Origin of the sequence: Dietzia sp. DQ12-76, assembly GCF_014145045.1 — a bacterium.
Classification (GTDB): domain Bacteria; phylum Actinomycetota; class Actinomycetes; order Mycobacteriales; family Mycobacteriaceae; genus Dietzia.
The window spans coordinates 5,036-7,889 of the sequence record NZ_JAALDV010000166.1 but is presented as its reverse complement, the minus strand read 5'-3'; the positions used below and the strand labels follow the sequence as shown (position 1 = coordinate 7,889).

Below are 2,854 nucleotides of genomic sequence, written 5' to 3'. Positions count from 1 at the left end.
CGTCCCCGGCACCGTCGGCGTGGAAGACCGTGCCGTCGGCCACGAAGGTCCGGACGGTCTCCTCCCGCTCGGCCACGCGTGTGGCGAGAGAGACCGCCGCGCCGAGGTCGATCGACCGCGAGGGCCCCCCGTCGCCGTACGCGGCGGTGACCGGTGCCGCACCGAGGTCGGCGATGATCGCGGACCGGTCGGTCACCCCGTCGCCCGCGGCCCTGCGCTGGTCGAGCAGTTCGAGGAACGCCTCACCCACCTCGACGAGGTCGGCACCGGCGTCGAACGTCACCGGGGCGAGGTCGAGATAGACGTCCTTGAGGACGGCACCCACCTGGGAGGCGGGCACCCGCAACCACAGGGCGGACGCCCCCTGGCCGAGAAGGTCCAGAACGGCGGTGTTGACGTCGCTCGGGTCGCCCTGGGCGTCGACCCGGACGCAGACGTGCCAACCGTTGTCCGGCAACCCTGACCGGTCCCCTCCTCGCACGAACGGGAACGAGCCCGGTGCGGAGCGCTCGGGCGTCTCGTCGGCGCGCGTGTAGAGGGGGTTCACCTCGATCCCGTCCCGGGTGGTGGCCACGAGGGCGCGCCACGCGTCCTCCGGCATCTCGGACGGATCCTTGCGGGCGGCCTTCGCGAGGACGGCTCCCACAGAGGCGTACCAGGACTGAAGGTCGGGACCTGTGGTCGGACTGGACACCGGTACCTCGTTCTCTTGTGGAGTGAAGGGGGTCACCTCGGACTCTAATGCAGCATCTTCGCCCGCCGGAACGTGACCGTGTGTGCGGGGTCACCGGCGCGGGTACGACGGAGCCCTGGGACTAGAGTCGACGCGTGCGAGGACGGGTGGCGGGGTGGGCAGCGGTCGTCCTGCTCCTGGTGTTGCTGGCCACCGTCATCCCGACCCCTGGCCTGGAGCAACTGCGTGGCTGGGCGGACCAGCTGGGACCGTGGTTCCCGGTCGCGTTCTTCACCGCCTACGCGCTCGTCACGGTGGGCCCGATCCCCCGGTCGACCTTCACGTACTCGGCCGCGGTGCTCTTCACCCCCGCCGTGGCGATCCCGTCGTCGTTGGTGGCCTCCGGGGTAGCGGCCTCGCTGGCGTTCGTCGGGGTCCGCCGGCTGGGCCACCGCCGCACCGCCTCGTTGCGCTCGGACCCCCGCATCGCTGCGGTGGACGCACGTCTCCGACGGCGCGGATGGCTCTCCGTCGGGAGCCTGAGGTTGGTCCCGGCGGTGCCGTTCTCCGTACTCAACTACGCGGCCGCCCTCACCTCGATCCCGTTCCGGCAGTTCCTCGTCGCGACGGTCCTGGGCAGTGCTCCGGGGACCGTCGCGGCGGTCCTGCTGGGGCACTCCCTCACGGAGGGCGACGGAACCGCCGCACTGTGGGCGACCGCCGCGTTCGCCGGGGTGGGGCTGGTCGGCATGATCCTGGACGCCCGCCTGCCCGTTCGGGGCGACGACGACACCGAGCCGGGGAACGACACCGAGGCGTCGTGAACCGTGCCCCGGGGGATCAGGCGGGCTCGGTGACGAAGTCCACCAACCGCTCGACCGCACCGAGCAGGGCCGGTTCGATGTCGCGGTAGGAGCTCACCGCCGCCAGGACCCGCCGGAAGCCGTCCGCGGGTTCCCCCCAGCCCAGACGGTCACAGATGCCCGTCTTCCAGTCCTCCCCACGCGGCACCACGGGCCACGTGTGGATGCCCACGGCCCGGGGCTTGACCGCCTGCCAGATGTCGACGTACGGATGGCCGGTCACCAGCACGTCGTCCCCGAGCCCGGCCACGATGCGCGACTCCTTGCTGCCCTCCACGAGGTGGTCGACCAGGACGCCCAGGCGCGCCTGCGGCGTCGGCCCGAACTGCCCCACCAGCGCGGGCAGGTCGTCGATCCCGTGAAGCGGTTCCACGACGATCCCTTCCACACGCAGGTCGTGGCCCCAGATCTTCTCGACGAGGGCCGCGTCATGGATTCCCTCGACCCAGATTCGGCCCGCGCGCGCGGTCCTGGCTCGCAGGCCCTCGACCTTCCGGGACCCGGACGCGGTGACCTTCGGGCCCGCTTTCACGACCGGCCCGGGCCGACGCAGGGTGACCGGTGAGCCGTCGATGAGGAAGGCCGAGGGGGTCATGGCGAAGAGGCGGACCAGGCCGCGACGGTCCTCGAGCTTCACGAAGTCGCCGTCGGGGGTGTGGCTGAAACCCACCACGGCTCCGCAGAAGCCGGAGTCGGCGTGCTCCGCCACCAGATCGCTCTCGGCGACGACGACGGGGATCTCCGGCCGGCGGCGCCGGGCGGTCCCGGACAGGACGTCGGATCCGTACATGTCTGTCATGGCCCGACAGGCTAGCCGGATGCGCGGACCGGGAGGGGGCGGCGCACCGACCGGTAGGATCGATCGTCATGTCACGCCCCCTCACCCGCGGCGCCGCGCTGTCCCCCGCGTGGCCACTGCCCCTCGTCCTGCTGCGTACCGCCTGGGGAGACCAACCGTTCGACGCCCTCACCGGATATGTCTCGGGGCTCGCGGGGTCCCACCTGGTCGAGGTCACGGGTGATCCCGTGCGGATGCTGGACGGGGTCTCCCCCGCCTCGGGACCGACCGCACTGCTCCCGGGCCTGATCACCTCACTCCGCCGATCGGGTCGGACGTATCCCGCTCCGGAGTCGCTCGCCCTGCTGACCGCCGCGCCCGGGGACTCGTCGAGCCTGCCCGCTGTCCCCGCGGTCCGGTCCGACGTGGCGGCGGCGGGATGGGGCGTCCTGGTCCGCGACCCGGCGAGCCGTGAGGCGGTCGTTCTCACGTGCGTCCACCCGCACCCGGACGTCCTGCGGTGGCGTGCCCGCGGTATCG

Annotated in this window: 3 protein-coding genes and 1 pseudogene; 2 read left to right on the top strand and 2 right to left on the bottom strand. The window is 72.4% G+C overall.

Annotated elements, in window-relative coordinates; all coding sequences use genetic code 11:
* On the bottom strand, window positions 1–694 hold a 694-nt coding region (locus G6019_RS06935), incomplete at its 3' end, for a methylmalonyl-CoA mutase family protein (RefSeq protein ID WP_309230179.1).
* A gap of 134 nt (window positions 695–828) precedes the next feature.
* Here G6019_RS06935 and G6019_RS06930 point away from each other — a divergent pair.
* Window positions 829–1,497, top strand: a complete 669-nt coding sequence (locus tag G6019_RS06930) for a TVP38/TMEM64 family protein (RefSeq protein ID WP_231750557.1) — start codon at window positions 829–831, stop codon at window positions 1,495–1,497.
* A 16-nt stretch (window positions 1,498–1,513) separates the two neighbouring features.
* Here the strand turns inward: G6019_RS06930 and G6019_RS06925 are convergent, their stop codons facing one another.
* Window positions 1,514–2,326: a DUF3097 domain-containing protein gene (locus tag G6019_RS06925; RefSeq protein WP_107756473.1), complete on the bottom strand. Its 813-nt coding sequence runs from the start codon at window positions 2,324–2,326 to the stop codon at window positions 1,514–1,516.
* Between the two features lie 77 nt (window positions 2,327–2,403).
* On the opposite strand from G6019_RS06925, the pseudogene G6019_RS06920 reads away from it, so the two are divergent.
* Window positions 2,404–2,854, top strand: a pseudogene (locus tag G6019_RS06920) (hypothetical protein); the annotation flags it as partial.

What these genes read in the sequence shown, in the direction of transcription:
- G6019_RS06925 (WP_107756473.1), bottom strand. Translation starts at nt 2,326, where the DNA reads ATGTACGGATCCGACGTCCTGTCCGGGACCGCCCGGCGCCGCCGGCCG.